This is a genomic window from Streptomyces sp. AHA2, from assembly GCF_036857595.1.
In the GTDB taxonomy this organism is placed as follows: Bacteria; Actinomycetota; Actinomycetes; order Streptomycetales; family Streptomycetaceae; genus Streptomyces.
On sequence record NZ_JAUQWJ010000002.1, the window covers coordinates 1 to 26940 of the forward strand.

At 72.0% G+C, this 26940-nt stretch carries 18 protein-coding genes and 2 tRNA genes; 17 read left to right on the top strand and 3 right to left on the bottom strand.

Going from position 1 to position 26940, the window contains the following annotated elements:
* From Q5694_RS03880 to Q5694_RS03920, 9 genes are all read left to right on the top strand, one after another.
* Positions 1 to 1818 (top strand): ADP-ribosyltransferase (locus Q5694_RS03880; protein WP_333930583.1); only part of this gene is annotated, 1818 nt, incomplete at its 5' end.
* A 49-nt stretch (positions 1819 to 1867) separates the two neighbouring features.
* Positions 1868 to 2272 (top strand): hypothetical protein, encoded by a 405-nt coding sequence (locus tag Q5694_RS03885; RefSeq protein ID WP_333930584.1) that lies wholly within the window; start codon positions 1868 to 1870, stop codon positions 2270 to 2272.
* Positions 2265 to 3545, top strand: a complete 1281-nt coding sequence (locus tag Q5694_RS03890; RefSeq protein WP_333930585.1) for a DUF6508 domain-containing protein — start codon at positions 2265 to 2267, stop codon at positions 3543 to 3545. Before Q5694_RS03885 ends, Q5694_RS03890 begins: the two co-directional genes overlap by 8 nt.
* Positions 3546 to 3639: 94 nt before the next feature.
* Positions 3640 to 4095 (top strand): HD domain-containing protein, encoded by a 456-nt coding sequence (locus tag Q5694_RS03895; RefSeq protein ID WP_333930586.1) that lies wholly within the window; start codon positions 3640 to 3642, stop codon positions 4093 to 4095.
* A gap of 133 nt (positions 4096 to 4228) precedes the next feature.
* Positions 4229 to 4540 (top strand): hypothetical protein, encoded by a 312-nt coding sequence (locus Q5694_RS03900; protein ID WP_333930587.1) that lies wholly within the window; start codon positions 4229 to 4231, stop codon positions 4538 to 4540.
* A 76-nt stretch (positions 4541 to 4616) separates the two neighbouring features.
* On the top strand, positions 4617 to 5972 hold the full coding sequence (eccD, locus tag Q5694_RS03905; protein WP_333930588.1) for a type VII secretion integral membrane protein EccD: 1356 nt from the start codon (positions 4617 to 4619) through the stop codon (positions 5970 to 5972).
* Between the two features lie 78 nt (positions 5973 to 6050).
* Positions 6051 to 7601 (top strand): nucleotide-binding protein, encoded by a 1551-nt coding sequence (locus Q5694_RS03910; RefSeq protein WP_333930589.1) that lies wholly within the window; start codon positions 6051 to 6053, stop codon positions 7599 to 7601.
* Positions 7602 to 7651: 50 nt separating this feature from the next.
* Complete coding sequence (gene eccCa / locus Q5694_RS03915) at positions 7652 to 11629, top strand: type VII secretion protein EccCa (protein WP_333930590.1); 3978 nt, start codon at positions 7652 to 7654, stop codon at positions 11627 to 11629.
* 4 nt (positions 11630 to 11633) lie between these two features.
* Positions 11634 to 13064, top strand: coding sequence for a DUF6177 family protein (locus Q5694_RS03920; RefSeq protein WP_333930591.1), 1431 nt, complete (start codon positions 11634 to 11636; stop codon positions 13062 to 13064).
* A gap of 77 nt (positions 13065 to 13141) precedes the next feature.
* Here the strand turns inward: Q5694_RS03920 and Q5694_RS03925 are convergent, their stop codons facing one another.
* A complete protein-coding gene (locus Q5694_RS03925) occupies positions 13142 to 14329 on the bottom strand; it encodes an acyltransferase family protein (RefSeq protein ID WP_333930592.1) in 1188 nt (395 codons plus the stop codon).
* A gap of 620 nt (positions 14330 to 14949) precedes the next feature.
* Between Q5694_RS03925 and Q5694_RS03930 the strand changes: the two genes are divergently transcribed.
* Together Q5694_RS03930 and Q5694_RS03935 are read left to right on the top strand one after the other, a co-directional pair.
* Positions 14950 to 15144: a hypothetical protein gene (locus Q5694_RS03930; protein ID WP_010041885.1), complete on the top strand. Its 195-nt coding sequence runs from the start codon at positions 14950 to 14952 to the stop codon at positions 15142 to 15144.
* A 94-nt stretch (positions 15145 to 15238) separates the two neighbouring features.
* The gene (locus Q5694_RS03935; RefSeq protein WP_333930593.1) at positions 15239 to 17752 is read left to right on the top strand and encodes a serine/threonine-protein kinase; all 2514 of its coding nucleotides are present in this window, start codon (positions 15239 to 15241) and stop codon (positions 17750 to 17752) included.
* An 87-nt stretch (positions 17753 to 17839) separates the two neighbouring features.
* Here the strand turns inward: Q5694_RS03935 and Q5694_RS03940 are convergent.
* Positions 17840 to 17910 (bottom strand) — tRNA-Gly (locus tag Q5694_RS03940).
* A 164-nt stretch (positions 17911 to 18074) separates the two neighbouring features.
* Here Q5694_RS03940 and Q5694_RS03945 point away from each other — a divergent pair.
* From Q5694_RS03945 to clpX, 5 genes are all read left to right on the top strand, one after another.
* Positions 18075 to 18151, top strand: a tRNA-Pro gene (locus Q5694_RS03945).
* Between the two features lie 193 nt (positions 18152 to 18344).
* Entirely contained in the window at positions 18345 to 19733 is a 1389-nt protein-coding gene (gene tig, locus Q5694_RS03950) for a trigger factor (RefSeq protein ID WP_333930594.1), read from the top strand.
* Positions 19734 to 20087: 354 nt separating this feature from the next.
* Positions 20088 to 20693, top strand: coding sequence for an ATP-dependent Clp protease proteolytic subunit (locus tag Q5694_RS03955; RefSeq protein WP_030240055.1), 606 nt, complete (start codon positions 20088 to 20090; stop codon positions 20691 to 20693).
* 109 nt (positions 20694 to 20802) lie between these two features.
* Positions 20803 to 21510 (top strand): ATP-dependent Clp protease proteolytic subunit, encoded by a 708-nt coding sequence (locus Q5694_RS03960; RefSeq protein WP_333930595.1) that lies wholly within the window; start codon positions 20803 to 20805, stop codon positions 21508 to 21510.
* Positions 21511 to 21691: 181 nt separating this feature from the next.
* A complete protein-coding gene (gene clpX / locus Q5694_RS03965) occupies positions 21692 to 22978 on the top strand; it encodes an ATP-dependent Clp protease ATP-binding subunit ClpX (protein ID WP_031114127.1) in 1287 nt (428 codons plus the stop codon).
* Between the two features lie 64 nt (positions 22979 to 23042).
* On the opposite strand, the gene Q5694_RS03970 is transcribed toward clpX, so the two are convergent.
* On the bottom strand, positions 23043 to 24008 hold the full coding sequence (locus Q5694_RS03970; protein ID WP_333930596.1) for a hypothetical protein: 966 nt from the start codon (positions 24006 to 24008) through the stop codon (positions 23043 to 23045).
* A 138-nt stretch (positions 24009 to 24146) separates the two neighbouring features.
* Between Q5694_RS03970 and Q5694_RS03975 the strand changes: the two genes are divergently transcribed.
* A complete protein-coding gene (locus Q5694_RS03975; protein ID WP_333930597.1) occupies positions 24147 to 26771 on the top strand; it encodes a valine--tRNA ligase in 2625 nt (874 codons plus the stop codon).
* Positions 26772 to 26940: the final 169 nt, after the last annotated feature.

Here is a 26940-nt window from a genome sequence, read left to right on the forward strand (position 1 = left end):
GTGGACGGTGTGTGGGGCACGATCAAGGGCCTGGGCACGCTGGTCGGCTTCGGTGGCTGGGAGGCGATGGGCCAGGCGTGGAAGGGCCTGGCGCAGTTGGCGACGGGTCTGGCTCTGTCGGCGGTCCCGGGGGTGGCGACGGCGTTCTGGGCGCTGCCGGACGACAAGTTGCCGTCCTGGATCCGTGATTCGCGGACCGCGATGAAGGAGACGGGCAAGGCGCTGGTGGCGTGGGATCAGTGGGGCAAGAACCCCGCGCGCGCCGCGGGCGCGGTCACCTTCAACGTGGTGACGACGGTGTTCACGGGTGGTGCGGGGGCTGCGGCGTCGGGTGCGGGCAAGGCCGGTGCGGTGGCGAAGGCGCTGTCGGTGGCGGGCAAGGCGGGCCGGGTGATCGACCCGATGACCTACATCGCCAAGGGCGCGGGCGCGGGTCTGTCGAAGATCGGCGACATCACCAAGGGCCTGCGCGGAGTGGGCGCCATCGACATCCCCACGCTGCCCGACGGCTCGGTCCATCTGCCCGACGGCCACCAACTCACGCCGAACGGCGACCTCGTGGCCCCGGACGGCACGATCGGTGCGACTCCGGCGCCGCACGGCACGACTCCCACCGTCCCGCACGGCACCACGCCGACGCTTCCCGCTCACTGGACGACGCAGGGTTCTCCCACGCCCTCGTACGCCGGGGTGCACGCCGGGACGGACGGCGTCGCGCACACCGGGGACAACGCGGTGGGCGGTGCGTACCACCACGCACCGCCCACCGCTCCGATCCACGCCCCGGGCGGGGCCTTCGACCCGTCACCGGCCCCGTCCGCGTACGACCACGCGCCGTCGCCGTCCTCCTACGACACCTCGCCGACGACCACGCCGCACACGCACACCGGCGGCCACGACTTCCCGGGAGCCGGACACGCGGACGACGCCGGGCACGGTGCGGGCCACGGGCACGCCTACGACGCCGGCCACGGGCACGCCGACGACGTCTCCCACGGTGCCGGTCACGGTGACGCCGATGCCGGGCAGTACGCGGACGACGTCGCGCACGCCGGTGAGCACGCGGATGCCGGGGACGCCGGTGTACCCCACGGCACCGATGCTCCCGTCGGTGCCGGGCACCAGGGTGTGGACGTGCCGGGCGGCACGGCCGGGGAGCCGTTCGAGTACCGGCCGATCATGTCCGCGGAGGACTTCGCCGACCTGGCCACCGACGCCGAGCGGCACGCGGTGGCCACCGCCGAGCTGGAACGGGGGACCAACCCGTACCCCAGCACCAGCAACAGGGCGGGCCAGGAGTACGGCGACGCGTACTGGAACGACCACCTCGACAACCTGGATCCCGAGGCCAGGGGCGCCCTGGAGAGGTACAGCAGCTTCTACTACCAGAACATCAACGGTCAGCTGCGGAACGTCGACGTACCCCTGGAACGCCCCGTCGCGGATCTCGTCGACAACATGGACCGGGTCATGGGCTCGCGCCCGGTGCCCGAGAACATCATGGTCGTCCGGGGCACCGACGTGAGCTACCTCAACCTGCGGTCACCGCTCGAGATGCAGGGCAACGTCTACGACGAGCTCGGGTACATGTCCACGTCCCTCGGCAAGGACCCGGCCTTCGCATATCAGCCCGTCCACCTGCACCTGCGGGTGCCGCAGGGCACGCCTGCCCTCTGGATCGACCACATCTCCGTGAACAAGGGGGAGCGGGAGCTGCTGCTCGCCCGTGGTGTGGAATACAAGGTGACGCGGGTCTTCCAGGACGAGGCCGGGAAGTGGCAGGTCTACTGCGAGGTCGCGCCGAAGGCCCAGCCGTAGCCGCGTCACGGTCGCGGACCGGACGGGCGACTCAAGGAGGATGAAACCCATGAGCAGTGAGCAACCGGCGCCCTCGCGCTTCGAGGAGGACCTGCAGTTCCGTGAGAAGCCGGGCGGACCGGCGCGATACCGGGACTGGACCGAGAAGCCGGTGCAGTACTTCACCGTGGTGGACAAGGAGAGCGGCACGGCCCTCGGGTACGTCTGGGCCGGTGACGAGGACGACGCCGCCGCCTACGAGCCGCGACAGGAAGGCGGCCCCCGCGCCGTGAACGCGGGCATCGCCTGGATCAGCCGGCTGCGTGACGGCAAGGCGCGCGGTCTCCGCCCCACGCAGACACTCGCCGAGCTGTACGCCGACGCCGAGCCGCGTGGCAGGACCCGTCCGCTGCCCGGCTCCCTCGCCGACGCCCCCAGTGCCGCCGCTGTCGAGGCCCTCGCCAAGGATGCCTAGCGAGGCACCCGACGACGGCTCCGCGCGGGGACGCCCGCGCACCCCGCCGGGCACCGCGACCGGGGCCGTGCGGTACGTCACCGTCATCGCCCCCGACGACGGTGAGATCGTCGGATACGCGTGGGCCGGCGCGGAAGCCGGCGACGTCGAGTGGATCAGCCGCGCGGCGGGCAGCCGCAGGGCCTACGAGCTCGGCACCGAGTGGTACCGCAGGGTGCGCGAGGCCCGGGAGCGTGGGCTGACCCCCGTCGGCGTCCTGCACTTGCTCAGCCGCGAACCCGGCGTGGGCCCCGTCACCGGGGCCGCCGATGCCGCGGCCGTGGAGGCACTCGCCCGGATCGTCACCCCGGCCGACGACCGCCGTCTGCTCGCGCAGCTCGACCGCGCGGACGCGGAGGCGTGGCGGGAGCTCGCCGACGCCTTCGACGCGCTCACGGACGAGGACCGCCACGTGCAGTGGGGCGGTGGGCGGAAGTCGCCCGGCGGGGCGATCCACGTGCCGTTCCCCGAGTACAGCGCGGGCGTCCACCGGGCCGTGGGAGCCCTTCGCCGGATCGGTGCCGTCACCCCCGAGCACCGGTGGATGGACAACCCCGTCCCCGCACCCGGACCCGACGGCGCACTGCGGCCCGCCGACGCCGTGCGGGCCGCCACCGCGGTCGTGCGCGGGGAGAAGTTCTGCGACGGGCTCATCGACCACGCCCTGAACGACGGCCTCCTGGACGCCGTCGCCACCTCGTTGCGCGCCTGGTACGCGGACCCGGACCCGGCCGACCCGGAGCCGGCGGACTCCGGCCCGGCGGACCCGGAGCCGGCCGACCCGACCGCCGGCGTGGCCGCGCAGCCGGCGGTCGCACCCCCCGAACTGCCGGACCCCGCCCTCCTCATGTGCAGGTTCTGCGGAGGTTCTCCCGCCGTGGACGTGGCCTTCCGTGCCCACCGGGGTCTCGTCCTGCTCCTCGGTTTCCGGCGGACCGACGGCCCCATGTGCCTGACGTGCGGGCTGGCCGTGTACCGGGCGCTGACCGCCCACACCCTCGCCCGGGGATGGTGGAGCCCGCTGTCCCTCTTCCTGTTCGCGCCGCTCACGCTGGTCCGCAACGTCCTGGCGGTGCGGAAGGTGAAGCGGCTCCCCGCGCCGGGGCCGGGCACGCTCGGGCCCCGCTACGACCCGGGGGTGCCGGTGCGCCGCAGGCCCCGTGCCTACGTCGCCCTGATCCCCGTGCTGTGGGTGCTGTTCATGGTCGTGTCGGGGCTGTCCGGAGGGATGTGAACGCGCTGGGGGGACCCGGGGGACCGGCGCACCCCGGTTGTACTCCTGGCGCGTTCATGTCTTATGTTGCGAAGGCGTAGCTAGGGGGGTCGGCATGCCGCAGCCAATGAGTCTCGCCGAGGTCGAGACCGTCGCTCGCACCGCGCACGCCGGGCAGACCGACAAGGCGGGTCGCCCGTACGCGGAGCACCTGGCGGCCGTCGCCGCAGGCGTGCGCGCACGTGGCGGGGACGACCGACTGGTCGCCGCCGCCTGGCTGCACGACGCGCTGGAGGACGGCGTCCTCGGTGAGGACTGGCTCGACGCGGCGGCGCTCACGCAGCTCACCAAGGACGTCGTACGGGCCGTGACGAAGCGGCCGGGGGAGGAGCCGGAGGCGTACGCGCGGCGGATCCTCGCCACACCGGGCGCCCGGCTGGTGAAGACGGCCGACCTCGCGCACAACGCCGACCCCGCCCGTCTCGCCGTCCTCGACCCGGCCACCGCCCGGCGGCTCACGCGGAAGTACGCCGACATGCGCGAGCACCTCGGCCTCGGCCCGGAGGACTGACCGGCCGTCACGCACAGCACGCACCGGCACGGCGGGCACGTGCACAGGACGTACGCACCGGCGGCACGCACAGAGGCACGCACCACAGGACGCACGTACCACAGGACGCATCGACGAGGCACAGGACGACTGAATGGCACGGGACTACGACAGCCAGCTGCTGGAGTCGGTGGCGGTGCGCCGGCGCCGGATGCGCGACGCGCTGCTCTTCGGCGCCCAGCGCTCCCGGCGGACGGCCGACGAACGGTTCGGCAAACTCTTCGCGGGCATCGCGATCACGGCCGTCCTGTGTGCCGGCTGCATCGGCTGGTCCTTCCTCCAGGCCACGCTGGCCAAGCAGAAGGCGGAGGAGAAGAAGCAGCGGCAGCAGCAGGAGCAGATGTACAACCCCACCCCCGGCGCCTCCGCGAGCGGCGCCGGCGGCGACAGTGCGGAGAAGCAGTGAACGGGCTGTGTGCGGCCGGCGCGATGCGGTCGGGACGCGGCCGGGCCAGAAACGACGCGATGATAGGTTCCGGTGAGTGGTGAGCGCAGCGACGACGTCCCGGACCCAGCTGAGCCGGGTCACCCTGATCGGCGAGCGGCGACGAGCCGACCTCGTCCTGCCGTCGGACACCCCGATCGGCCAACTGCTCCCCGACATCCTCCAGTTGCTGGACGACCGTGCGGCCACCAGGCCCACGACCCGGCAGTTGATCACCTCCGACGGCTCGGCGCTGCCCCATGACGCGACGCTGTCGTCGGCCGGCGTGCCCGACGGTGCCGTGCTCCGGCTCGTCCGTGCCCACGCCGCGCCCCCGGCGCCGGTCGTGCACGACGTCACCGACCAGGTCGCGGACGACCTGGACCTGCGGACCTGGCGGTGGCGTCCGGCGGCCCGCCGCGTGAGTGCCGGCGTGGCGACCGTGGTGTTCACGGTCGCGGCCGCCGTGCTGGCCCGACAGGAGTTCTCCCTCGCGTCCGTCACGACGGGACTCGCCGTCGTCACCGTCCTGTTCCTGCTCGCCGGTGCGGCCACCGCGAAGATCGGCACGGGCAACCAGGGCCTGGCGACCGCGCTGCTCCTGGCCTCCGGCGGGCTCGGCCTGCTCACGGCGTGGACGGCGGCCGACGCGTACGACTGGGGCGGCACGGCCCGGCTGGCCGGGATCACCGCCGCGCTGGTGATCACCCTGGTGCTGCTGGCCTACTGCTCCCCGCTGGGCAGGGGCGGGCTTCTCGGGGCCGGGGCGATCGTCACGGTCACCCTCGTGTGGGAGGGCGTGGCCCTCCTCCAGGACCGGGCGGACCGGATCGGCGCCGTGATGGCCGTGTTCTCCATCGTCCTGCTCGGGCTGCTGCCCCGGTTCGCCCTGATGGCCTCCGGGCTCACCGCGCTCGACGACAAGCGCTCGACCGGCACGTCGGTGAGCCGGCACCAGGTCGGCAACGCCCTGGCCGCCACCCATCGCGGGCTCGCCCTCGCCACCGTCGTCACCGCGGCGTCGGCCGCGGCCGGCGGCTGGATGCTGACCACCGCGCGGCAGCCGACGGTCTGGACGGTGGCCCTCGCCTCCGTCGTGGCCGTGGTGCTGCTCTCCCGGGCGCGGGCGTTCCCGCTGGTCGCCGAGGTCGTGGCGCTGTTCGCGGCGGCGGCGGTGCTCGTCGTCCGTCTCGCGGTGCTGTGGCTGGACCACGCGGGGGGCGCCGGAGCCCTGGTGCTGCTGGGCGCCGCGGCGCTGCTGCCCCTGCTGGTCCTCGGCATCGAACCGCCCGACCACGTCCGGGTGCGGCTGCGCAGGAGCGCCGACCTGGTCGAGTCCCTCGGCGTGATCGCGCTGTTCCCGCTCGCCGTGGGGGCGTTCGGCATCTACGGGCAGTTGCTCAACAAGTTCTGAGACTTCGAGGACCGGGCGCCCGCCTGCCGCCGCTTCCGCGGTACGACAGAGCAGGGCGCGGCAGGAGAGAAGGGCGACATGCCGAGCGGCGACAACTGGCAGAACGACGTGCTGCGCGACCTGAGGGGCGGCACGCCCCCGCAGCGTGCCGCACAACCGGACGAGCAGCCGCAGCAGGCACCGGCACCTGGGCAACCGGACGAGCAGCCGCAGCAGGCACCGGCACCTCGGCAGCCGGTCGCACAGCACCAGCCACAGCACCAGCCGCCCGCGCAGCAGGCGTTCCCGCACCAGCCGTCCGCTCCGCACCAGGCATCCCAGCAACAGCCGTCGCTGCCGCAGCAGGCGTCCCCGCCACAGGCGCCGGCTCCGCAGCCACAGCCACAGCCGCAGTCGCACGCCGCCCCGCAGGGCGCACAGAACCCCCACCCCCAGGGGCGGCCCGCCTACGGCTACCCGCAGCAACCCCCGCAGCCCGGCCCGGCCGGTCGGAGTTACGCGCAGCACCAGCAGGCGTACGCCGGTCAGTACCCGGCCGAGCAACAGCCCCACACCGGGGGGACGCACCAGCCGCACCCGGACCAGCACAGCCAGGCACCGCAGGCCGCGGCCGGGCAGCCGCCGCAGCAGCACGCCCAGCAGCACCAGGGCCGGCCGGTGCGGTACGCCGAGCAGGCCCCCGCCCCCCGGGCCCGTTCCTCGCGGACCGTCCCCGACAGCCGGCCGGTGGTCGACGAGAAGCTGCTGGGCGCGGGCAGGAGCCCCCGGCGCGGGGAGTCGTTCGCCGCCCGCGCCGTGCGCGCGGTCCGCCGCACCCTCGCGTCCTCGGCGTCCCGGGAGGTCGCCGAGGCCACCGCGACCGCCGAGACGCTCCAGCAGCCGGTCACCACCGGCCGGCAGATAGCGGTGACCTCGATCCGCGGCGGTTCCGGCAAGACGACCGTCGCCGCGCTCCTGGCCACCACGTACGCCCACTACCGCCAGGACCCCGTACTGGTCGTCGAGGCCGACCCGGCGCTCGGCTCGCTGCCGCTGCGGCTCGGCGCGGAGAACCTGCGCTGGACCACCGGTGACCTCGCCGACGTCCTCGAACCGCAGATGACGCTCCTGGACATCACCGGATACCTGGTCCAACTGCCCGAGAACGCCTGGCTGTTGCCCGGCAGCCAGGGACAGGTCGGGGCGATGCTCGACACCAAGGGCTACGAGCGGATCATGGTGTCGATGCGCCGCTACTTCGGCGTGACCGTCGCCGACTGCGAGACGCTGCCCGCCGAGGTCGCCCGCACCGCCCTGTCCGCCGCCCAGGCACGGATCCTGACGGTGCCGGCGACGCTGGAGGGGATCGCCAGCACGCACGCGGTCCTGGAGTGGATGCGCGGTCTGCCCCGGGACATCACCACCTCCACGGTCGTCGTGCTCACCGAGACCGCGCCGCACACCGGCGTCGACCTCGACAAGGCGGCCGAGCAGCTGAAGGCGACGGGCGCGAGCGTGTGCGTCCTGCCCTACGACCGGCATCTGGCGGCGGGCGGCACCATCCGCACCGAACTGCTGGCGCGCGGCACCCGGCAGGCCGCCGCCCGCCTGGCGGCACAGGCCTTCCAGCTCTCCCACAGGCGCCGCTGAACCCGCCCTGCAGAAGGGAACCGAAGGACTCACAGGACGAGGCGACGACGATGAGCACCCGACTGATCCACCGGCCGGCCCGCACCACCCGCCCGCCGGCCGCCCCCGAGCCGCGCTCCATCGAGGCGCCGCCCAACCTGCCCGACGGCAAGACGGGCTCGATCGCGACCTCGCTGCTGCCCGTGGCGGGTGTGATGTCCTCCGTCGTGATGATGACGGTCGTGCGCAACAGCCAGTTCGCCGCGCTCGGCGCGATCATCCTGGTCGTCACCATCCTCGGCTCGCTCGTCCTGGTCTTCTCCCAGCGCGGCAAGGCCCAGCGCACCCGCCGTACCCAGCGCGAGGCCTACCTGGCCTACCTGGAGGACCTGCGCGAGGAGTTGTCCGGGGAGGAGCGCCAACGACGCGAGAGCACCCAGGTGCTCAACCCGCCGCCGGACGCCCTGTACGACATCGTGCGCGACCCCGCCCGGCTGTGGGAGCGGCGCCGCCTGGACGCCGACTTCCTGCGGGTGCGCGTCGGCACCGGCGAGATGCCCGTGCGCGACCTGAAGGTGGACCCGCCCGGCTCCTCCGTGCTCACCCCGCCCGACGAGTTCATGCTGAACGAGGCCTCCGCCCTCGTCGCCCGCTTCGCCAACGGCACGGAACTGCCGCTGACCGTCCCCCTCGACCGCGTCGGCAACGTCACCGTCGTCGGCCGGCGCGAGGACACGCTCCGCGTTGCCCGGGTGCTGCTCGCGCAGGCCGCCGCCACCCACGCGCCCGACGACGTGGCCATGGCGCTGGCCGTGCCCGGTGACCGGATCGCCGACTGGGAATGGGCCAAGTGGCTGCCGCACCTGCTCGACGCCGAGCAGTTCGACGGCCCCGTCGCGGCCCGCCGCATCGCCCCCTCGCTGCCGCAGCTGGCCCGCCGGATCGGCGGCGAGCTGCGCCGCCGAGCCTCCTACGCGGCGGAGGTCCGGCGCGGCCTGTCCGACAAGGACGCCCTGGCCATGTCCTCGCGGCTGCTCGTCGTGGCGGACGCGCACGGCGGCGACGCCGTGGACCTGCCGCGCCCCGACGACGCGGTCGGCCTGCGCGACATGAGCGTCACCGTGCTGCACCTGCTCGACCAGCGCGTGCAGGAGCCGGGCAGCGTGGGCGTGCGCATCACGGTCGACGGCGAACGGGTCCTCATCGAGGACCTGCGCGAGACGGAGCCGATCAGCGCGCACGGCACCGTCGACGAGATCGGCGCCCCCTTCGCCGAGGGTCTGGCCCGGATGCTCGCGCCGCTGCGCCTGTCCGCGGAGTCGATGGTCGACGCGCCCCTGACCGGGGCGGTCGACTTCGCCGAACTGCTGGGCATCGACGACGTCGCCGGGCTCGACCTGAGCCGGCTGTGGGCGCCCCGGGGCGAGCGGGCCTTCCTGCGGGTGCCCATCGGCGTGAGCGACGCCAAGGAACCCGTGCTGCTCGACCTGAAGGAGTCCTCCGAGCTGGGCATGGGCCCGCACGGCCTGTGCGTCGGCGCCACCGGCTCCGGCAAGTCCGAGCTGCTGCGCACCCTCGTCCTGGCCCTGGTCGCCACCCACCCGCCGGAGGACCTCGCCCTGGTCCTCGTCGACTACAAGGGCGGCGCCACCTTCGCCCCGTTCGCGAACCTGCCGCACGTGTCCGGCGTCATCACCAACCTGGAGAACCAGGCCGGCCTGGTCGAACGCGTGCACGCCTCCCTGGCGGGCGAGGTCAAGCGCCGCCAGCAGGTCCTCAAGGACGCGGGCAACGTCGCCGACATCGGCCACTACGCCGCGCTGCGCGCCGACAAGCGCCCCGACCTGGAGCCGCTGCCGCACCTGTTCGTCGTGATCGACGAGTTCGGCGAACTCCTCACCGCCAAGCCGGACTTCATCGACCTGTTCCTGTCCATCGGCCGCATCGGCCGGTCCATCGGCGTCCACCTGCTGCTGTCCAGCCAGCGCATCGAGGCCGGCAAGCTGAAGGGCCTGGAGACCTACCTGTCGTACCGGCTGGGGCTGCGCACCTTCTCCCCGGACGAGTCCCGCACGGTGCTGGACACCACCGACGCCTTCCACCTGCCCCCGCTGCCCGGCTTCGGCTACCTCAAGGTCGACACCAGCCACTACGAGCGGTTCAAGGCGGGTTACGTCTCCGGCGCCTACCGGGGTCCCGTCCGGCGCGAGAGCGAGGAGGACACCGGGCCGCTGGTGCTGGAGTACGACGCGTACAACACGCTCGGCCAGGAGGACACCGCCTCCCCGGAGGAGCCGCAGATGCGGCGCCGGGAGACCGGACCCACCGAGATGGGCATGATGATCGACCAGCTGGAGCGCTCCGGTGCCCGCCCGGTCCGGCAGATCTGGCTCCCCCCGTTGCCCTCCGCGGTCCCGCTCGACAAGGTCGCGGGTCCTGTGCAGGTCGGTCCGCGCGGCATGCAGCTCGCCAAGCGACGCGGCCCGCTCCAGGTGCCGCTGGGCGTGCTCGACGACCCGACCAGGCAGTGGCAGGGCCGGTGGTACCTCGACCTCACGCTGGCCGGCGGTCATGCCGCGATCATCGGCGGCCCCCAGTCCGGCAAGACCACCCTGCTGCGCACCCTCGCCCTCTCCCTGGCCCTGACCCACACCCCGCAGGAGGTGGGCGTCTACGGCCTCGACCTGGTCGGCGGCGGCCTGCAGGCCCTGTCCGGGCTGCCCCACGTCGGCGGCATCGCGGGCCGGGCCGACCGGGAGCGCGCCGCCCGCACCATCGACTCGGTGCGCGCCATGCTCGACCAGCGCGAGGAACTCTTCCGCATCCACAACATCGACTCGCTGGAGCAGCTGCGCGCCCTGCGCGCCGCCGGCCGCCTGCCCGACCTGGCCAGCACCGAGATCGTGCTGCTCATCGACGGTTTCGGCGCCCTGCGCGACGACTTCGAGGACCTCGACGACCCGGTCGTGGACATCCTGAAGCGGGGCAGCGGCTACGGCATCCACGTCGTCGCCGGCATGCTCCGCTGGAACGACGTGCGCATCGCCACCCAGTCCCAGTTCGGCACCCGGGTGGAACTGCGCCTGAACGACCCGGGCGAGTCCAGCATCGACCGCAAGCTCGGCGAGACCCTCTCGCCCGAGGAGAAGGGCCGCGTTCTCATCGACCGCAAGCTCTTCGCCCAGGTCGCCCTGCCCCGCACCGACGGCCTCGCCGACACCGCCGACCTCGGCGCCGTGCTGGAGACCACCGCCCGGGCGATCCGCGCCACCTGGACCGGAGAGGTGGCCCAGCCCGTGCGCGTCCTGCCGCACGTCCTGGAGCCGCACCAGCTGCCCGGGCCCGCCGCCGAACCGCGGCGCGTGCCGATCGGCCTGGACCAGACGCAGCTCGCGCCCGTCCTGGTCGACCTGTTCCACCGCGACCAGCACCTGCTGGTCATGGGCGACAGCGAGTGCGGAAAGACCAACCTGCTGAAGGTGATCGCCCGGAGCCTGATCGAGCGCTACGGCGAGGACGAGCTGGTCTTCGGCGTCTTCGACCCGCGCCGCGGCCTGCGCGGGGTCGTGCCGGAGGAGTACCGGGGCGGCTACGCCTACAACGCCAAGCTGTGCGCCGGTCTGGCCGCCGGCATCGCCTCCGAGCTGGAGAAGCGGCTGCCCGACGAGGCCGCCGACACCGCCGACCTGGAACCGGGCAGCTTCTCCGGCCCGCGCATCGTGATCCTCGTCGACGACTACGACGTCCTCACCACGGCCGGGCAGCAACCGCTGGCTCCCTTCGTTCCGTACATCCCCTCCGCCGTCGACATCGGCCTGCACTTCGTCCTCACCCGCCGTGTCGCGGGCGCCTCACGCGGCCTGTACGAGCCGCTGCTGCAGAGCCTGCGCGAGTCGGGCGCCTCGGCGCTGGTCATGGCGGGGGACCGCAGCGAGGGACAGCTCTTCTCAAACGTGTACGCAAGCCACCAGCCGCCCGGCCGCGGCGTGCTGATCCGCAGGGGCGAACCGAGCCGGCTCATCCAGACCGTCTACGAGGGGACGAGGTAAACGCGTGACGAAGGATGTCATCGCTCTCACCAGGAAGATGCCCGATCCGCTGAGCGTGCTGGCGGGCCTGCTGTCCGGGGGTCCGGACCTGCTGGTGGGCGCCGAGGGCGAGGGCGCCGTGGTGCAGCTGTGCGACCCGCAGGGCCGCCCGCTCGTGTCCGTCGAGGCGCCGCTGCTCGTGCAGGTCAGGGGAGAGGCCGAGCGGCTGCTCGGGGCACGGGAACCTGAGGTGCCCTACTGGTGGACCGAGGCCCGCGCCACGACCGGCGTCAAGGAGGCGGAGGAGCTCGCCGGGACGTTCGCCGCCCGGATCGCCACCCTGGTCGGCGGCACGGCCTGGCCGCCGCAGACCGCGTGGTCCCTGGCGGTGGTCAAGACGGACGGGATGACGGTGGCGCCCGCTCCGGCCGCCGCGCAGCCCGCCGTGGACGTCCTCACCGACAAGGTCGCCGTCGTCATCCAGGACCGTCCCGTGGTCGCGATGACGGCCTGGCTGTCGGACGCCTTCCGCGCCGCGGCGAACGCCGGCCTCGGCCTGCAGATCGTCACCCCGGCGGGCACCCGCCTGTCCCCGGCGGTCCGCAACAGCCTCCCGGGCTGGCCCTCGCGCTGGGTCGTGCAGGACGAGCGGGACGGCTACTACGACGGCCTCACCGGCGCCGTACTGCAGTGGAGCAACGGCCTGTTCGTGACGGTGGAGTCCCCGCAGGCCACCGCCGAGGACCCACGCACCCCCCTGGCCGCCTCCTTCCAGGAGGGGGTCGTCGAACAGGGCGACACGGGGGAGCGCCAGCTCGCGATCTCCTTCCGCGCCGTCCACCCCGCCGACGACCGGCTGGTGCTCGGCGGCGCCGTGGAGGCCGTGTGGCGGGAGATCACCGGGGAGCCCCCGGCCGGCTGGGGCACGGAGGAGCCCGCCAACCTCCCCTGGTCGCTGCGCCAGTTGACCGACGTGGCCCACGAACGGGCCCCCGAGCCGAGCTGGTTCGTGGTCGTCGGCACCCCGGAGCGGCCGGGCCTGGCGACGGTCCGCGTCACCCGCACCACGGCCGGCGTGGAGGAGGACGTCACGATGGTCCTCGGCTACGGACCGGGCGAGCACATCCCCACGGAGACCGTGACCGCCGCCGCGGAGGCCCTCGCCACCCGGCACGACCTGCAGTCCATGCTGGTGCAGATCCGCCGGGCCCGCCGCGACCTGTCCGTCCCGCCGCGCTTCGAGGGCCCGGGCGTGCCGTACGCGTTCGTCCTGGGCGCGGAGGAGGTCCGCCGGATGCCGGGCGACCGGGCCCGCCGCACCCCGCTGCCCGAGGCGCCGCGGGAGCTGGGCCCCAGGACCCGTCCGGCGCTCTGCTACACGTTCCCGGGCGATCCGTCCGACCTGTCGGGGTGGCAGGACTTCGAACGGCTCATGCGCCACCTGAAGGGCGAGTAGGTCCCACCGCCTCGAACACGCGAACGGCCCGCACTCCTCGCGGAGTGCGGGCCGTTGTGCGTGTCGCCGGGCGGGGCTCAGCCCACGGCCGCCTTCTCGCGCTCGCGCCGCTCCACGCCCTGGCGCTCACGCGCGGCCTCGGCCGCGTCCCGCTTGAAGGCCCAGTCCATCGCCGGCTCCATCACGCACCGGAACACCCGACGCACCGGAGCGGTGCACAGCACGGTCACGGCGGCGGCGGCGAGGACGGTCACCCCGATCTCACCGGCCGGGTGGTGCAGCCAGGACGCCTCGAACCAGCCCTGGTAGTCACCGGCCTTCTTCAGGAAGCCGTGCAGCAGGTAGCCGTACAGCGTGCCGGCGCCCAGCGCGGTGAACCACATGTGGCGGCGCGGCACCCAGGCGAAGAAGCAGGCGGTCAGCACCAGAGAGCAGCCGAAGAGTGCCAGCACCATCACCGGGCCGGTCCACCACGGCGCCCCCAGCTCCTGCGCGGAGTCACGGTGGTAGAACCAGGCGGCGTTCATGCGCGGCGCCGCCCACCAGCTGAACGCCAGCGCGGCCGCGAAGACCGGCACCGAGGCGATCCGCACCGAACGGCGGCGCACCATGTGGAAGTGCTCCGGCTTCATCGACAGGCCCAGCACGAAGAACGGCAGGAACTGCAGCAAGCGCTGGAGGTCGAGGTCGTCGCCGATCGAGGGGCTGACGGTCGCCAGCATGGCGAGGCCCAGGGCGAGCGGGAGGGGCCTGCGCACCGCCTTCCAGATTGGCGTGGTCAGCCGCCAGACGAACAGCGCGATCAGGAACCAGGTCAGGTACCAGGGGTCCAGGAGGCTGATCTCGTGGTGTGGGTCGTCCATCCAACGCTTGAAGAGCGAGTAGGCCGTCTCGAAGACGACGTACGGCACGGCGACGCCGGTGATCAGACGCTTCAGCCGGTCGGGCCGCATGTCGAAGCTGCGGGAGAAGTAGCCGGAGATGATGATGAACGCCGGCATGTGGAAGGCGTAGACGACCTGGTAAGCGGCGTCGATCACGCGGCTGTCGCCCCTGAGCGGTTCCCAGGAGTGGCCCACCGCCACCAGCACGATCGCGAGGTACTTCGCGTTGTCGAAGAACGCGTCGCGCTGCTTGCCGTTCTGTGTCTTCTGGTGGCTTCGCGGGCTCTGCGGCGAGCGAGGGCTCGGCACTCCGCCCACCGGCGACTGTGCCGGGGGAAGTGGCGCCCTCTGGTCGCCGTTCGGTCGCAGCGAGTTCGTCACAGACCCTCCCACCAGAAGCTCGGGGAGACGATCCGGGACCTCGCTGCGCATGCGGGGGACGAGGCAGCGTGGAACATTCGAGGCACCCTAGCGTTCCCTGCGGCTATTCGTAAAACGCCGGACGTGAATCCTGACTATTCGCTTCGGGTGCCCCCGAATAACGGGTAGTTGACATCACAAGCTGCGTGACGGGCACCACACTTCGGAGCCGCAGGAAAGGACCGGCCGGGCTCCAGTTGTGGTGATACATCCCCACTAAGTGGGGCATAAGGCCAGCAGGCGACTCTGGCGGAATGTCTGCTTCCGCCCTCTTCGCGGGCTTCCCCGGCCGGTGTTGGCAAGTCTGCGGGGGTGCTTTGAAATAAGTGCGAAAGCATTGTGTGGAGACGGAAACGATCCGGCTGAATTCCCTGCACGGGTGGTGCTTCGAATTACCGTGCGACCGCGAGCCGTTGGCCGCCCGGCGCCGCGCGACACGCCGGGCCGGCCCCTCCGGACCGTGGCCGTTGTGTCACCGGCCGCATAGCGGGGCCGTGTTGGTGGCACGATGGTTCTGGCGGGGGTGCGCGGGGTCGCGTCCCCGGGCCGGGAGAGCGGACCGACCGAGGGTGTGATCAGTTGTGGCCATTTCACTGTCTGTGGTGCTGCTGTTGGCGATCATCCTTGTGGTGTTGCTGAGAGGGGGCTCCATCAAGGCAGGTCCCGCGATCGTGGCGATCCTCTTCGGCTTCTTCCTCGCCTCGACCGGCATGGCCCCGTCCATCAACAGGTTCCTCAACTCGATAGCGGAAACCATCAACTCCATCAGCTTCTGACCGGCGGGGCCCGCCCCGCGCCCTGGTTCCCCGGCCCGGGCGGATACGCTCGCCCCGACCACAGGACGGTGCGTGACGGGGGGAACGTACGGGGATGGCGCTGCGCGATTCCGACCCGGCGGAGGTGGGCGGCTACCGCATCGAGGACCGTCTGGGCTCCGGCGGCATGGGGGTGGTCTACCTCGCCCGCTCGGCCTCGGGCCGGCGCCTCGCGATCAAGGTGGTGCACGGCCAGTACGCCGACGACGACGAGTTCCGAGCCCGGTTCCGCCGCGAGGTCGCCGCGGCCCGGCAGGTCAGCGGGGCCTTCACGGCCCCCGTCGTCGACGCCGGCGCCGACGCGCCCCGCCCCTGGATGGCCACGCTCTACATCCCGGGCGCGGACCTCGGCACCCACGTCCGGGCACACGGCCCGCTCCCGGTGCCCCGCCTGCGGGAACTCGCCGCCGGTCTCGCCGAGGCGCTGCGCGACATCCACCGCGCCGGAGTGGTCCACCGCGACCTGAAGCCGGCCAACGTGATGCTCGCCGAGGACGGCCCGCGCGTCATCGACTTCGGCATCTCCCGCGCCGCCGAAGCGGCCGCCTCGGACGCCCTGACCCAGACCGGCCGCGTGATGGGCACGCCGCCCTTCATGTCCCCGGAGCAGTTCGCCTCCCCGCAGGACGTGGGTCCGGCCGCCGACATCTTCTCCCTCGGCTCGGTGCTCGCCTACGCGGCCACCGGGCGCGGCCCCTTCGACAGCCCGAGCGCCTACGAGACGGCGCTGAAGGTGGTCGAGGGCGAACCGGACCTCACCGGCGTGCCGGACGAACTGCTGCCCTGCCTGCTGCTGTGCCTGGACAAGGACCGCCTCGCCCGCCCGGCCGCGGGCGAACTCTTCACGCTGCTGCGCGAGGGTGCGACGGCCCTCGCGGGACGCGCCCGCCCCGCCACCGCCGCCCCCCGGCCCGTACGCCCCTGGCCGGGCACCCGCCCGACCGAGCCGTCCGCCACGGTCTGGCCCGAGGCGGCCCGCACCGAGCGGGGGAGGACCCCGCAGCCCCGGCCCGGGCAAGCGGACGCCGACCGGATCACGCGGCGCCGACCCGACCGCACCCCGACCGAACCCACCACCCCGCCCGCCGACCCACCGGCCCCCGGCCCCACCCCGACCGGCCCCGGCACCTCGCCGGCCGAGCGCCCGGCGTCAGGGACCGGCCCCACCTCGACGGAACCCACAGCCCCGCCCGCCGACCCATCGGCCCCCGGCCCCACCCCGTCCGGCCCCGGCACCCCGCCGGCGGAGCCTGCGGCACCCGCGGCCGATCGCACCCGCAGGCGCCGCAGGAACGCCCTGATGCTGGCGGGGGCCGCGGCCTCGGTCGTCCTCGCCGCGCTCGTCACCACCACGCTCGCCCTGACCCGCGACACCGGGCGCACGCCCTCGTCGTCCACCGCCCCGGCCGGCCTCCCCGAGGGCTGGCGGGCGTGGGCCGCCGAGCCGGTGCCCATGAAGGGGGCCGGACGCCTGCCCGGCAACTCCGCGTTCCAGCGGTGCACCGCCGTGGAGACGTCCCTGGTGTGCGCCGGCGGCCAGGTCATGGCCGCCCGCTACGACCTCGCCCGCGGCGAGCGCACCTGGACCCGCTTCGTCGACCCGACCGCGCCGGACGGCCTGGCGTCGGCACAGGGCTCGATCATCGGCGCGGACGGCGACCGCGTCTACGCCTACCAGGCGGACAGCCGGGAGATGGCGAACGGCGCCGGCCCTCTGTTCACCTACACGGTCGCGGCCCTGTCCGCCGAGACCGGCAAGGTGCTCTGGCGGACCCGCACGGCCGTCGGCCAGACCGCCGGCGTGCCCGACGCCGAGGTGGGCGGTGCCACCACCGTCCCCGAGGGTGTCCTCACGGCCTACGGCGCGGCGGGCGACGAGTACGCCCTGCTCGACGCCGCCACGGGCGAGGTCCGCTGGAAGCGCCCCGAACCGCGGGGCACCGAGACCTGCGCACTGCGCGCCGCGGCACAGCGCCCCTATCTCCTCTGCACGACCGGCATGTGGCAGCAGGACACCTCCCGCACGACCGTGTCCGAGCTGGACGCGGCCACCGGCGAGGTCCGCTGGACGGCTGCGGCGAAGGGCGACCTGGACCTGCTCGGCCGGGACGGCGACCGGCTGGTGCTGGCCGCCCGCAACGCGCCCGGCAAGGGCCTGACCCTGGTCCACACCGGCACCCACGCGGTGACCGCCGTCCGGGTCTCCGACCGGCAGGCCGACGCCTCCGCCGTCCACCTGCTGCGCGGCAGGGTCTACTTCACCCGGGGCAGCGGCGGGGTGAGCGCGGTCTCGCCGCGCACCGGACGGACCCTCTGGAACAGCAACTCCACCGTGGAGCGGCAGGGCCCCCCGGCGGCCTCCGCCACGCACGTCTACTTCGCGTCGCCCAGCGGCCGGGTCGCCGCCCTGAACGTGCGCACGGGAAGGGTCGAGGGTGACCAGGACGGCCGCGACGACAGCGGCGAGGCGGACAACGCCACGGGCGCACCCCCCACCCTGGTGGGCGACGCGCTGTACGTCCCCTACGGCACCCGCTCCGTCTACACGCTCAACGTGCGCGACCTCTGACAGCCGCCCGAACGAGGAGGGGTGCACGGGAAGCACTCAGGGCCAGGCCGGAGGATTGATCCTCCGGCCTGGCCCTGAGCCACCGAGAGCGGGCGACGGGAATCGAACCCGCGTAGCTAGTTTGGAAGACTAGGGCTCTACCATTGAGCTACGCCCGCACAGCGCGCGCCGCAGGTCCGGTGACCGCGGCACTGCAGGCATCGTAGCGGGTCGCCCCCCTTCGCCGCACACCGCATTCCCGCACGGCCCGACGCGGCGCCGGCACCGTGGAAATGCGGCGGCCGCACCGCCTGCCGGCATGTACCCTACGTGTCGCACCAGACGGGGTGTGGCGCAGCTTGGTAGCGCGTCCGCTTTGGGAGCGGAAGGCCGTGGGTTCAAATCCCGCCACCCCGACCAGCCACCCGGTCACCTCGTGTGATCGTCTCCCGGTCACCGACGTGATCGCCTTTTGGGCGGTGTAGTCCCTGCCGTTACTATGCAAGCTGCACGCCCGTGTGTCTCAGCGTCTGAAGTCCTCCGGGCGGCGAAATCCGCCGGGCCGTTCTGGCCCCGGCAGAACCCAAGCAGTCAGCCACAAGGAGACCGAACCGTGAAGAGCGCCGTGGAGACCCTGAACCCGACCCGGGTTCGGCTCACTGTCGAGGTGCCCTTCGAGGAGCTCAAGGACAGCCTCGACGCGGCGTACAAGAAGATCAACCAGCAGGTCACGGTGAAGGGCTTCCGCAAGGGCAAGGTCCCGGCCCGGGTCATCGACCAGCGGTTCGGCCGCGGTGCGGTGCTGGAGGAGGCCGTCAACGACGCGCTGCCGAAGTTCTACACCGATGCGGTCAACGAGGCCGAGCTGAGCCCGCTGGGCCAGCCCGAGGTCGACATCACGGAGCTGAAGGACGGCGAGACGCTGAACTTCACCGCCGAGGTCGACATCCGCCCGGCCATCGAGATCCCGGACTACTCCGGCATCGAGGTCGAGGTCGACGCGGTCGAGGTCACCGACGAGGACGTCGACAAGGCCGTCGAGGAGCTGCGCGAGCGCTTCGCCTCCACCGCCCCGGTCGAGCGCGCCGCCGAGGACGGCGACGTCGTCACGATCGACCTGCAGGCCAAGGTCGACGGCGAGGTCCTCGAGGACGGCATCGCCAATGGCGTCTCCTACACCATCGGCTCCGGCGAGCTGCTGGACGGCATCGACGACGCCGTGAAGGGCCTGGAGGCCGGTGGCGAGGCCACCTTCACCTCCGAGCTCAAGGGCGGCTCGGCGGCCGGCAAGGAGGCCGAGGTCACCGTCAAGGTCACCCAGGTCGCCAAGCGCGAACTGCCCGAGCTGGACGACGAGTTCGCGCAGCTCGCCTCCGAGTTCGACACCCTCGAGGAGCTGCGCGCGGACAGCCGCAAGCGCCTCGAGAACATGAAGCAGTACGACCAGGCCACGCAGGCCCAGGAGCGCGTCCTGGAGAAGCTGCTCGAGCTGGTCGAGGTGCCCGTCCCCGAGAAGCTGCTCGAGGACGAGATCAACACCCGCAAGCACAACCTGGAGCACCACCAGCTCGGCCAGATGGGCCTCGACCTCGCGAAGTACCTGGAGATCCAGGGCAAGACCGAGGAGGAGTTCGACACCGAGACCCGTGAGGCCGCGGTCAAGGGCATCAAGACCCAGTTCGTCCTCGACGAGCTGGTCAAGCAGGAGAAGCTGAACGTGAACCAGGAGGAGCTCACCGAGCACCTCATGCGCCGCGCCGCCTCCTCCGGCATGTCCCCCGACCAGTTCGCCCAGGCGGTCGTCGAGGGCGGGCAGGTTCCGCTCCTGGTCGGCGAGGTCGCCCGCGGCAAGGCCCTGGCCGTCGTGGTCGAGAAGGCCACGGTCAAGGACACCAACGGCGAGATCGTCGACCTCGACGACGAGGAGGACGAGACCGAGTCCGCCGAGGCCGCGGCCGAGGAGACCCCGGCCGAGTCCGCCGAGGAGAAGACCGAGGGCTGAGCCCCGGCACCGGTGAGTTCGTGAGAAGGCCCTGGGGCACGCCCCGGGGCCTTCTCGGTCTGCCGGCGGGCAGCGTCCTCGAGGGGCGCGGGGACTGCGCGAGCGACCACGACGCACCCGCGGCCCGGCGACGGCAGGACCACCCCGGCGAGACGGCACGGCCCCACCGGCGGAGCCCACCGCGCTACGCCCCCGGCGAACACTCCCATCTCCGGGATTCCCCGAAGGGACCCGCGCGTTAGGGTCCATGAATACCAGGGCAGAGGAGTCCCCGAACGGCTCCGAGCCCCGCAGGGAAACGTGAGACGGCCCGGCGCCGTCGTAAGACGAGCAGGTGGATACGTGACGAATCTGATGCCTTCAGCCGCCGGCGAGCCTTCCATCGGTGGTGGCCTCGGCGACCAGGTCTACAACCGGCTGCTCAACGAGCGGATCATCTTCCTCGGCCAGCCGGTCGACGACGACATTGCCAACAAGATCACCGCACAGCTGCTGCTCCTTGCCGCCGACCCGGACAAGGACATCTACCTGTACATCAACAGCCCCGGCGGTTCGATCACGGCCGGCATGGCGATCTACGACACGATGCAGTTCATCAAGAACGACGTGGTGACCATCGCCATGGGTCTCGCGGCTTCCATGGGTCAGTTCCTGCTCAGCGCGGGCACCCCGGGCAAGCGCTTCGCGCTGCCGAACGCCGAGATCCTGATCCACCAGCCCTCCGCGGGCCTGGCGGGTTCCGCCTCGGACATCAAGATCCACGCAGAGCGGCTGCTGCACACCAAGAAGCGCATGGCCGAGCTCACCGCTCAGCACACCGGCCAGACGGTCGAGCAGATCACCCGCGACTCGGACCGCGACCGCTGGTTCGACGCCTTCGAGGCCAAGGAGTACGGCCTCATCGACGACGTGATCCCCACGGCCGCCGGCATGCCGGGCGGCGGCGGCACCGGGGCCTGAGCGGTCCTCACGGGGCCTGTGGCGCCCCGTGAGGCCACGGAGCCCCTCCCGGGCCCCCGCGACCCCAGCCAGCCCCAGCCGACCGCCTCAGCCCTTTCCAGGAGACACCGTGAACCAGTTCCCCGGCAGCGGGATCTACGACCGTATGCCCGCCGTGCAGGACATGAGCGGCTCGCAGGGCCGCTACACCGGCCCGCAGGCCGAGTCCCGCTACGTCATCCCGCGTTTCGTCGAGCGCACCTCGCAGGGCATCCGCGAGTACGACCCGTACGCGAAGCTCTTCGAGGAGCGTGTGATCTTCCTCGGCGTCCAGATCGACGACGCCTCCGCCAACGACGTCATGGCGCAGCTGCTGTGCCTGGAGTCGATGGACCCCGACCGTGACATCTCGGTCTACATCAACAGCCCGGGCGGCTCCTTCACCGCGCTCACGGCGATCTACGACACCATGCAGTACGTCAAGCCGGACATCCAGACGGTCTGCATGGGCCAGGCGGCCTCCGCCGCCGCCGTCCTGCTGGCCGCCGGCACGCCGGGCAAGCGCATGGCCCTGCCGAACGCGCGCGTGCTGATCCACCAGCCCTACAGCGAGACCGGCCGCGGCCAGGTGTCCGACCTGGAGATCGCCGCGAACGAGATCCTCCGCATGCGCACGCAGCTGGAGGAGATGCTGGCCAAGCACTCCACCCAGGCGATCGACAAGATCCGCGAGGACATCGAGCGCGACAAGATCCTCACGGCCGAGGACGCCCTGAGCTACGGCCTGATCGACCAGATCATCACCACCCGGAAGATGGACAACTCGAGCCTGCGCTGAGGCGAGAGGCTGTAACGTCTGCCGCCCCTTGGCACGGTTTGACACGGTCCACGTCAAAGCCAACCGCGCCAAGGGGGGCCCGGACGGGGGGCCCGGCAAGGTACCGTCGGACATAAGGCAGCACCAGGAGTCCGCTGGACGTCGGCGTCCAGGAGTCTCCCAGGCGAAGGGGAAGCACACCGTGGCACGCATCGGTGACGGCGGCGATCTGCTCAAGTGCTCGTTCTGCGGCAAGAGCCAGAAGCAGGTCAAGAAGCTCATCGCAGGGCCCGGTGTGTACATCTGCGACGAGTGCATCGACCTCTGCAACGAGATCATCGAGGAAGAGCTGGCGGAGACCAGCGAGGTCCGCTGGGAGGAACTCCCGAAGCCGCGCGAGATCTACGAGTTCCTCGAGGGCTACGTGGTCGGCCAGGAGGCCGCCAAGAAGGCCCTGTCCGTCGCGGTGTACAACCACTACAAGCGCGTCCAGGCCGGGGAGAACGGCGGGGCCAACGGCCGTGACGACGCCATCGAGTTGGCGAAGTCGAACATCCTCCTGCTCGGCCCCACGGGTTCCGGCAAGACCCTCCTCGCGCAGACCCTGGCGCGCATGCTGAACGTCCCGTTCGCGATCGCCGACGCCACGGCCCTCACGGAGGCCGGGTACGTCGGCGAGGACGTCGAGAACATCCTCCTCAAGCTGATCCAGGCGGCCGACTACGACGTCAAGAAGGCCGAGACCGGGATCATCTACATCGACGAGATCGACAAGGTCGCGAGGAAGAGCGAGAACCCCTCCATCACCCGCGACGTGTCGGGCGAGGGCGTCCAGCAGGCCCTGCTGAAGATCCTGGAGGGCACCACGGCCTCCGTGCCCCCGCAGGGCGGGCGCAAGCACCCCCACCAGGAGTTCATCCAGATCGACACGACGAACGTGCTGTTCATCGTGGGCGGCGCCTTCGCCGGACTGGAGAAGATCATCGAGGCCCGGGCCGGCGCCAAGGGCATCGGCTTCGGCGCGCAGATCCGCTCCAAGCGCGAGATGGAGTCCAAGGACCAGTTCCAGGAGGTCATGCCGGAGGACCTGGTCAAGTTCGGCATGATCCCCGAGTTCATCGGCCGCCTGCCGGTCATCACCTCGGTCCACAACCTCGACCGCGAGGCGCTGCTCCAGATCCTCGTCGAGCCGCGCAACGCGCTCGTCAAGCAGTACCAGCGCCTGTTCGAACTCGACGGGGTGGAGCTGGACTTCGAGCGCGAGGCGCTGGAGGCCATCGCCGACCAGGCCATCCTCCGCCAGACCGGCGCCCGCGGCCTGCGCGCCATCATGGAGGAGGTCCTCCAGGGCGTCATGTACGAGGTCCCGTCCCGCAAGGACGTGGCCCGGGTCGTCATCACGGCGGACGTCGTCCAGTCCAACGTCAACCCGACCCTGATCCCGAGGGACGCCCGCGGCCGCGGCCCGGGCGAACAGAAGACGGCCTGACCGCCGTCCCCAGCACGCGAGAGGCGCCCGGCGACATCGCCGGGCGCCTTCGTCGTTCGCGGTGTCAGGCCTTCACGCGGATCTCGCCGCGGACCTTCGTGGTGAGGTCGATCGCCACGTCCTTGGTGACGCCCTGGGCCGCGTCACCGGGGGAGATGACGGCGATCGTGCTGTAATCGGCCCACGCGCAGAACCAGTTGGTCTTCTCCTTCTTCGTCATCTGGTCCTGGCCCTTGACCGACTGGCACTTCATGACCGCGCCGTCGAGGTCCGCCGACTCCGGCTCGCCGACCAGTTCGGGCTTGCCGGACCCGGTGGCGGACTCCTTCTCGGCCGACTTTCTGAAGTTGGCGAAGAACAGGTCCAGCGTCTTCTCCGGGTCGGAGATCTCGCCGTAGGCACCGGCCACCGAAAGGGTCTTGGCCGTGGCCATCTTCGCGGCGGACGACGGGTCGTTCGGGTCGTAGTCGCTCAGGTCGACCGTGGAGTAGAGGCCCGCCGCCGTCTTGGCGTCCTTCACGCCGCTCTTCTCCAGCTCCGCCGTCGAGTCGTCGCCGGCGGTCTGCCCGTCCTTGGTGGTGCGCTTGTAGTCGGTGAGCACCTTCGCCGGTGTGGCCAGCCTGTGCGGGCCGTCGTCCTCCAGCGCGCCCGCGCCGCCGCTGCCGCCGAGGAGGAAGTACGCGCCGACGCCGATCGCCGCGACGACCGCGACCGCGCCGATGATCAGCCCCGTCTTCTTCTTGCCGCCACCCGGCGCCGGGGGCTGCGGCATGCCGTAGGGGGCCTGGCCGTAGGGCGGCTGCGGCGGCTGGCCGTACGGCGGCTGCTGGCCGTACGGGGCCTGCTGCGGCGGGACGCCCTGCGGGGGCTGCTGCGGGTGGCCGTAACCGGGCTGGGGCGGAGGGGCCTGCTGGGGGTAGCCGTAGCCGGGCTGGGGCGCCTGCGGCGGCTGGCCGTACGGGCCCGGCTGGCCGTACGGTCCGGGCTGCTGGGGCTGCCCGCCGTACGGGCCCGGCTGGTTGTAGCTCATCTTCTGGGTTCCCCTCCAGATGGTCAGGTCTTTCCGACATCCTGGCGCAGACCCGCCGTGTGCATGGCATCGGGCCCCCCTCCGTTACAAAGGAAACGCGTTTCGGGACGGGGTCGTGACACCTCTAAACTGACCCCCGTGACCGAGAACGCTCAGCAGCAGCCACCAGCGCCCAGCACCGACCTGCCGACCCAGTACGCGCCGGCCGACGTGGAGGGGCCGCTGTACGAGCGCTGGGTGGAGCGGGGTTACTTCGAGGCGGACGCCAAGAGCGACAAGCCGCCGTACACCATCGTCATCCCGCCGCCGAACGTCACGGGCAGCCTGCACCTCGGGCACGCCTTCGAGCACACGCTCATCGACGCCCTGACCCGCCGCAAGCGCATGCAGGGGTTCGAGACGCTGTGGCAGCCGGGCATGGACCACGCCGGCATCGCCACGCAGAACGTCGTCGAGCGCGAGCTCGGCAAGGAGGGCAAGTCCCGGCACGACCTCGGCCGCGAGGCCTTCGTCGAGCGGGTCTGGCAGTGGAAGGGCGAGTCCGGCGGCCAGATCAGCGGCCAGATGCGGCGGTTGGGCGACGGCGTCGCCTGGTCGCGCGAGCGCTTCACCATGGACGAGGGCCTGTCCCAGGCCGTCCAGACCATCTTCAAGCGCCTCTACGACGACGAGCTGATCTACCGCGCCGAGCGCATCATCAACTGGTGCCCCCGGTGCCTGACCGCCATCTCGGACATCGAGGTCGAGTACCAGGACGACGACGGCGAGCTCGTCTCCATGAAGTACGGCGACGGGGACGACACCATCGTCGTCGCCACCACCCGCGCCGAGACGATGCTCGGTGACACGGCCGTCGCCGTCCACCCCGAGGACGAGCGCTACAAGCACCTGATCGGCAAGCTGGTCAAGCTGCCGCTGACCGACCGCTCCATCCCGGTCGTCGCGGACGAGCACGTCGACCCCGAGTTCGGCACGGGTGCCGTCAAGGTCACCCCGGCGCACGACCCGAACGACTTCGAGATCGGCCAGCGCCACGACCTGCCGGCCATCACGATCATGGACGAGCACGCGGTCATCACCGCCCACGGCCCCTTCCAGGGCCTGGACCGGCTGGAGGCCCGCTCGGCGATCGTCGCCGCCCTGCGCGCCGAGGGCCGGATCGTGGCCGAGAAGCGGCCCTACGTCCACTCCGTCGGCCACTGCTCGCGCTGCAAGACCACCATCGAGCCGCGCCTGTCCATGCAGTGGTGGGTCAAGGTCGGCCCGCTCGCCAAGGCGGCCGGTGACGCCGTCCGCGACGGCCGGGTCAAGATCCACCCGCAGGAGATGGAGAAGCGCTACTTCGACTGGGTCGACAACCTCCACGACTGGTGCATCTCGCGCCAGCTGTGGTGGGGCCACCGCATCCCGGTCTGGTACGGCCCCGAAGGCGAGGTCGTCTGCGTCGGCCCCGACGAGGAGCCGCCGAGCGGCGAGGGCTGGCACCAGGACACCGACGTCCTCGACACCTGGTTCTCCTCGGGCCTGTGGCCGTTCTCCACGCTCGGCTGGCCCGAGCAGACCGAGTCGCTCGCGAAGTTCTACCCGAACTCGGTCCTGGTCACCGGCTACGACATCCTCTTCTTCTGGGTCGCCCGGATGATGATGTTCGGCCTGTACGCGATGGACGGCACCCCGCCGTTCCACACCATCGCGCTGCACGGCATGGTCCGCGACCAGTTCGGCAAGAAGATGTCGAAGTCCTTCGGCAACGCGGTCAACCCGCTGGACTGGATGGACAAGTACGGCTCCGACGCGCTGCGCTTCACCCTCGCCCGCGGCGCCAACCCGGGTGTCGACGTGCCGATCGGCGAGGACTGGGTCCAGGGCTCGCGCAACTTCGCCAACAAGATTTGGAACGCGACGCGCTTCGCGCTGATGAACGGCGCGACGGTCGAGGGCCCGCTGCCCGAGCCGTCGAGGATGTCCTCGACGGACCGCTGGATCCTGTCCCGGCTGAACTCGGTCGTCGCCGAGGTCGACGCGTACTACGAGGACTACCAGTTCGCCAAGCTGTCCGACTCCCTGTTCCACTTCGCGTGGGACGAGGTCTTCGACTGGTACGTCGAGCTGTCCAAGACGACGTTCCAGGCCGGCGGCGAACCGGCCGAGGTGTCCCAGCGCGTCCTGGGCGAGGTCCTCGACGTCACGCTGAAGCTGCTGCACCCGGTGGTCCCGTTCGTCACCGAGACGCTGTGGACGACGCTGACCGGCGGCGAGTCGGTCGTCATCGCCGAGTGGCCGAAGGACAGCGGCTTCCGGGACGCCGACGCCGAGCGCGAGATCGAGTCGCTCCAGTCGGTCATCACCGAGGTCCGCCGCTTCCGCGCCGACCAGGGCCTGCAGCCGGGCCAGCGCGTCCCGGCCCGCCTGACGCTGGACGGCACGCCGTTCGCCCCCCACGAGGCGGCCATCCGCCAGCTCCTGCGCCTGCAGCCGGAGGGCGAGTCCTTCACGGCGACGGCGACCCTCCCGGTCGCCGGTGCCGAGGTCGCGCTCGACCTCTCCGGCACGATCGACGTGGCGGCCGAGCGCAAGCGCCTGGCGAAGGACCTCGCCGCCGCCGAGAAGGAGAAGGCCCAGGCGAACGCCAAGCTCGGCAACGAGGCGTTCCTGGCGAAGGCCCCCGACCACGTCGTGGACAAGATCCGCACCCGCCTCGCCAAGGCGGAGGAGGACATCAGCCGCATCCAGTCCCAGCTGGAGCGCCTGCCGCAGGCGTGAGGACGCATACGGTGTGAGGCCCCCGGAGCCGTCAGGCCCGGGGGCCTCACGGCTCCGGGGGCACGCGCCCGGGAGTGCGGGGAGCATGGATGTGCGGCTGCGCCGCGTGGGCGCGACCGGCCCCCACGCAGCCGCAGCCCCCACCGGCACAAGCCACCGCAAACAACGT